The sequence below is a fragment of the Thalassovita mediterranea genome (assembly GCF_001458435.1).
GTDB lineage: Bacteria > Pseudomonadota > Alphaproteobacteria > Rhodobacterales > Rhodobacteraceae > Thalassobius > Thalassobius mediterraneus.
Map to the genome: position 1 here is coordinate 1 of NZ_CYSF01000013.1, position 5,870 is coordinate 5,870.

Genomic DNA, 5,870 nt, shown 5'->3' on the forward strand with positions numbered 1-5,870 from the left:
TTCCTTGGTGATGAGTTCAACTGCACCCTCCTGACCTGTCCTCTTCTTGAAGACCTCCAGCATGACAGCTTTGGCTTGGGCTGCGGAGGAGGCTGGGACGATGATTGCATCGTGGATGGGGAGTGCAACGATGTTCATGCTCATAAGGGTCAGTAGCACCTCGATAAGGATTTCGCTTTCGAGAAACTGGCAACGATGGCCAATGCCGGTAAAGAAGTATGCAGCGATATCGGGATGTGAGGAAATGATCGCATCAGTCACATCACTGACTTTGATCGATTGCGGAAATAGATGCCGGGTTTCTTGAGGGAACCGTGACAATGGTGCGTCCACAAACAACATCGAAGACGCAACTCTTTTCACACCTGGGCGGCAACGCTCGAACCCTTCGATGGCATAGAGGTCATCCATTGTGGGATTCACGCCAGCCAGAGCGTAGACCAGTCGCGGCATTACCTGGCCATAATCAAGCTCAACAGCATCTTCTCCGTTGATGTTGATGTGGAACAGTCGGTCACGCTTTCCCATTAACTGCCAGAAACCGCCGAAGAGCCGCCCTCCGCTTTCAAACTTCTGGCGCGTGAACACTCGCCGAAGTTGTCGCTTATTTATATCCACAGCATTGGGGCCTATGTATTCGATCTCCGCTATCCTCAAGTAGGTGTTAATCTCTCTCATCTGTGACCTCATCCTCGTTGTTAGCGTGGTTTCACGGTAGTCAATGAGCTCTCCGCGCTTTGTCCTGCTGACTGGGTGGCTCTTGAGTTCAATCAGTTCGGGACGAAGTCGCTCACCATAGTCTTCAACTGTCAGACCGTGTTCATGAACCAACAGCCGTAGTCGGTCGGAAGGTACAACGACGGTACGCTTGCTCTTCCTCTTCTTCGATCTGAAACCAACCCTTTGCTCGATTAGCGCGAGGTCAGGATCAGCCATCTGATCGAGGAGTTGTCGCAGGGTTTTGCTTGTGGCAGCGTTGCCGTAGCGGGAGATCCGGCCCAGTTGGCGATTTGATCGCGACAGGTGAATGCCTCTTGCCTCGTCACACAGAGTGTTGATTGCTAAGTCCGAGACTAGCGCAGTGACCATACGTTCGAAAGTACGTTGGTCATCAGGTCGGCGTTTACGCTTGCGAAGTTGAGCCATTTCTTCATGGGCCGTGAGTATCTCGATAACGTTTTCCAGGAAAGCCTGTCCGGCAGGGGGTATCGGAGTACGCCAAGGGTCGAATGCTCTCTCGGCTGAGCGCTTTTGGCCGTCAGTAACGCCGACAGGGTCTTTGGTCTTGATTGTCATGGGGAGCCTCTACGGTTTGGGGAGTTTCCATCCTTCTGATGGTGGAACCCAAAGCCAGGATGGCTCATTGGTTGCCCCCTGATTACTCCACGTCGGCTGCGTCTGGTCCGCTTACATCTTCTCGCATCATCTACTTGGAAGTCAGGCGATGTAAATCAGCCGGCAACTTGACAAACTAAAGGGCCAAATCCGCTCTCTCAACCCGTATCTAAGGCACCTTGGTCAACTCATGGTTGACATAGTTTCAATCTGGACTTGCACCGGTTCCGTTCCGGTGTGTTGCTCATGTTAGGCGGCGATCTTTTCGAAGGCCACGGGTGATTTTCCATCCAGCGCTGAATGGCGCCTGCGCGAGTTGTAGAAGCCGTTGATGTATTCGAACACTGCGACCTCGACGTCCCGGCGCGTTTGCCAGGTGCTTCGCCAAATCAGCTCGGCCTTGAGGGATTTGAAGAAGCTCTCGACAGCGGAATTGTCATAACAATTTCCCTTGCCGCTCATTGAAGGCAGCAGTTTGTGACGTCGAAGGCGTTTCTGGTACTCGTGAGCACAATATTGGGCGCCGCGATCGGTGTGGTGAATGCAGCCGGGTGGTGGCCGGCGCAGCGCGATGGCCATGTCCAAGGACCGCAATGCCAGGTCCTGCTTCATACGATTGCTAATCGCCCAACCGATCACGCGCCTTGAGTATAAATCAATGATTACAGAGAGGTATGACCAACCTTCACGCGTCCAGATGTAGGTTATGTCCCCGGCCCATTTCTGGTCTGGCGCCGTCGCCGTGAAATCCTGGTTCAGACGGTTCGGGGCTATGTTGAAGCTGTGTGCGCTGTCGGTGGTGCGTTTGAATTTACGGCTGCGCAGAACCTGAATGCCGTTGTCGCGCATGATCCGGGCGACGCGGCGCTGACCGACCTGGATACCAAGCTCTTTCAATTCCTGCGTCATACGCGGTCGGCCGTAGCTGCCCAGGCTGAGCCGATGCTGTTCGCGGATATGAGCTAGAAGGATCATATCGCGGCGCTGACGCAGTGATGGCGGCCTGCGACGCCAAGCACGGAGCCCACGGTCCGAAACCTGCATCAGGCGGCACAGATGGGCGCGTGGAAGATCTCCGCGATACTCCGCAATGAACTGAAATCTCATTGCTTTTGGCTCGCGAAGAAGATTGCGGCCTTTTTTAACACCTCCCTCTCCTCCCGCAAGATACGGTTCTCTTTGCGCAAGCGCTCATTCTCGCGGCGCAGTTCCGCGTCCTCGGCTGCAGCCGGATCGGTCGAATAGTCCCGCATCCACTTGCCCAAGGTCGAAAATCCGACACCGAGGTCTGAGGCCACTTGCCGCCGTGTCAGGCCACTGTGCGTCGCGATCCGGACCGCTTCGCGTTTGAAATCTTCACTATGTTTGGGTGCCATATCCGGTCTCCTCTATGGCGAGCATTGCTCGCAGAAAACCGGAACGGAAGTGAAGCAAGTCCAATCATCCAAAATGGTGGGCTCAAGCAATGCATGGTAAGATGGGGCGAGAATGTCATCAATCGAGGTCACGGCAGTTAGTCTGCCGCAGATATTGAAAAACCTTCATGAAGGGGAATGGCTGGCTCCAGAGTTTCAGCGCGGCTTTGTATGGTCAACGGCCCAAATCATCGGGCTCGTCAATTCTATCATCGACTCGAAACCAATCGGAATGGCAACGCTTTGGCAGCAAGAAGATGAGAGCGATCTACCACTTGAGCACATATCGGTTACCGACGACTACGATGGTAAGGTGGGTGCAGAAAAGTACTTTGGGGAGAAGGACGATCGCCCAGGGAGATACTATGCAATTCTTGATGGAAAGCAGCGCTCTACAGCAATTGCGATGGTCTTTGGTGGCCTTCGTGCTTCAAACGGAAAGCGCAAATACTCCGGCAGCTATTTCCTCAATGCAAAATACCATGATGTGCAGGACAGGATAGTCTACTTGTCCAAGAAAGAGGTGGAGCAAAAGTCGCTCAACAGTACTGCAGCGTACGTGCAGCAAGCTCTTTTTCCCCTTGAGTTGGGTGACTTCAAGGCGCTTACTCAACACTTCTTCAATTTCATCTCGGCAATTGGCAATGACGAACACTATGCCAGTGGAGAAGTGCCTTCGCAGGACGAAAAAAATCGACGACAGATGATTGTTCAGTCGGCTTTTGAGGGAATAAAAGACACACGACTTGCAGTCTACATTGTTCCTAAAGATGAGACTCTGGCCGAAATCTGCGATATCTTTGAAACTCTAAATACTACAGGTACAAAAGTCTCGACGGTGGACCTAATTCACTCATGGGTCTACGCAGAGACGATAGAAAGCCCTTCTCCTATCTTACTCCGTGAGGCTCTCGACTCACTAAGCGAGCTCGACGGGATGCAAGGCTGGCCCAATTCCACAAATCGGCCAGAGCTAATGGCGCAAATTGTTGCAGCGATTCAAATCGCGCTCGATAAGAAGCATGCTCCACGGCAAGTAACGGGTAAGAAAGAGACGAAGATATCTTCGATAAAATCCAGTGATCTACTTGCGATTTCGAGCAGCAGCTGGAGGGACTTCTTTGATCAAGAGAGTTTTGTCGCTCTGTGCTTTGAAGACTTTCAGAAAGCAGTAGCAGGAGGCCGGTTCTCTTTGGCGCAATGCCCATATCCGGGTGTTGTCAATGTGTACTTGGCCCTCAGATGGTATCATAAGTTCGACTTTCCGTCCCAAGCGTCCTGGTCGATTGACCAGCTCAATCGGCTTTTCAGGGCATTCTTTTGGATGAATACGTTCTCTAAAAGATATGATCAGGGTTACTTGACTCGCGTCGGCGCTGATGTCATTGATTTCAAACAATTTCTAAATTCCGCAACATCAGGTCAAGCTGACGTCAACTGGACGACGAAGGCGAATAAGTGGCTTTCAAAGCTGCCACTAATGTCCTCGCCAGCTGTCATAAAAGAAAACATTGACTCCGCTGTTGGTGATGGAAACCAACGCGGTGCTCTACGGGCGGGTGGGTTGCTGTTGCTTCGCGCGCGAGCAACGTGGGACGTTGTTGAGCCCTCCAGAGACATAAGCAACATCATTTCTCAACATGAATTGCATCACATCTATCCCAAAAAATGGTGCAAGGATAACAAGGTACCAGAAAACACCAAGTATCTCGAAGTCTCACGAGACTTACAGGACTGGATAAATTCACCAGCAAACCTGATGCCAATGTCTGGTGCGTCGAACAAACTTTGGGACTCTAAAGTGCCATCCTCTGCCCTTCATTCACTTCAAATCAATAGTGACCAACAGCACGACTTGCTTGATCGCTATTTTGTCGACGAAATGGGACGCAAGCTTCTCGAAGGGGGCCCTGCGAAAGTGGGTGAGTTTTTGGAATATAGGAAGGAACTGCTGAAGAAGGCATGTTTGTCCCTGACGACGGTGTAGGTGGCTGACGTGCTCGCATCAGCAACGATAGTAAATGCAACGAATGGGGTGGTCGTGACCACTCTAAACTCGTTAATCGAAGAGTATGAATATCCCCCCGCAGATCTAAGAGGATTGCAAAAAGTCTTACAGGCTCTGGAAGAGTTTGAAGTCCAACTTGCACCTTCATTTCAAGAAGAAGGAGATCTCGATGTCGAAAGGACGTTGAAGAAGCGGCAGCCACAAAATGTTGTTGCTAACAGGATCCAGGATATCCTGGATGCTGGGGGGGAAAACTATGACGTTGAGCTCAAGTCTTCCATCTACATAGACACCAAGCGTAAGCAACACCAACCTGGTCTTTTGCTCAAAGACTATGTCAGCGATAAGCTCAAGCGCAAATTGGCCCAAGAAATCTGCGCGTTCCTTAACCGGACCGGGGGCATCTTACTTCTTGGGGTCGCCAACGACTTGAAAATCGTTGGGTGCGAAGATGACTTCTCAGTTCATCCCGGAGACGGCACACATGAGGACAAAGCGGATCTGATCATTAGCTCAATCGTCGAGAAATACTTCGTCAAGCCATACGCTGTCCTGAACCATATCCATATCCAGTGTTGCGAATTTCAAGATCGGCACCTTGTCATGATCGAGATCACAAAAATGCAGGATTTGGCCTTTCTGAAAAAAGAAGCGCCAAATGACGCCGAACTCTACATCAGGTCAGGAACGAGCGCCCGGCCAATTCCTTTCTGCCAGATCGAGGATTATTTCAAACTCAAGCCATTGGGTATGGTTGATGCATCGTGACGCTTGTAGCGAGGATCACTAACTACATGTCGCGCTCGATTTCTATAACGAAGCAAGGCCATACAGAACCGACCACACAGTCATCTTGACATCGGCGGTGTCTGCCAGGCCTCACATCCCGATATCGCTGCATACTTCTTTACCGGCATTGGCCATCGTTGCCAGTTTCTCGAAAGCGAAATCCTTATCGAGGTGCTACTGACCCTTATGAGCATGAACATCGTTGCACTCCCCATCCACGATGCAATCATCGTCCCAGCCTCCTCCGCAGCCCAAGCCAAAGCTGTCATGCTGGAGGTCTTCAAGAAGAGGACAGGTCAGGAGGGTGCAGTTGAACTCATCAC

At 51.4% G+C, this 5,870-nt stretch carries 4 protein-coding genes; 2 read left to right on the forward strand and 2 right to left on the reverse strand.

All coding sequences use genetic code 11. From position 1 onward, the window contains the following. Both TM5383_RS12915 and TM5383_RS12920 read right to left on the reverse strand, forming a co-directional pair. Window positions 1-1,296 (reverse strand): hypothetical protein (locus TM5383_RS12915; protein WP_058319468.1); only part of this gene is annotated, 1,296 nt, incomplete at its 3' end. Window positions 1,297-1,584: 288 nt separating this feature from the next. After that, window positions 1,585-2,711, reverse strand: a protein-coding gene (locus tag TM5383_RS12920) for an IS3 family transposase (protein WP_143570354.1) whose coding sequence is annotated in 2 segments (ribosomal slippage) — window positions 1,585-2,480 and window positions 2,480-2,711 — 1,128 coding nt in all. Because the reading frame shifts where the segments join, the coding sequence is not laid out codon by codon here. Window positions 2,712-2,823: 112 nt separating this feature from the next. On the opposite strand from TM5383_RS12920, the gene TM5383_RS12930 reads away from it, so the two are divergent. Continuing rightward, the gene (locus tag TM5383_RS12930; protein WP_058319471.1) at window positions 2,824-4,737 is read left to right on the forward strand and encodes a GmrSD restriction endonuclease domain-containing protein; all 1,914 of its coding nucleotides are present in this window, start codon (window positions 2,824-2,826) and stop codon (window positions 4,735-4,737) included. Further along, the gene (locus TM5383_RS12935; protein ID WP_058319472.1) at window positions 4,738-5,526 is read left to right on the forward strand and encodes an AlbA family DNA-binding domain-containing protein; all 789 of its coding nucleotides are present in this window, start codon (window positions 4,738-4,740) and stop codon (window positions 5,524-5,526) included. Window positions 5,527-5,870 lie beyond the last annotated feature (344 nt).

Bases quoted from the DNA above. Each gene is read 5' to 3' on its own strand.
- TM5383_RS12930 (WP_058319471.1), top strand. From the start codon at position 2,824: ATGTCATCAATCGAGGTCACGGCAGTTAGTCTGCCGCAGATATTGAAA.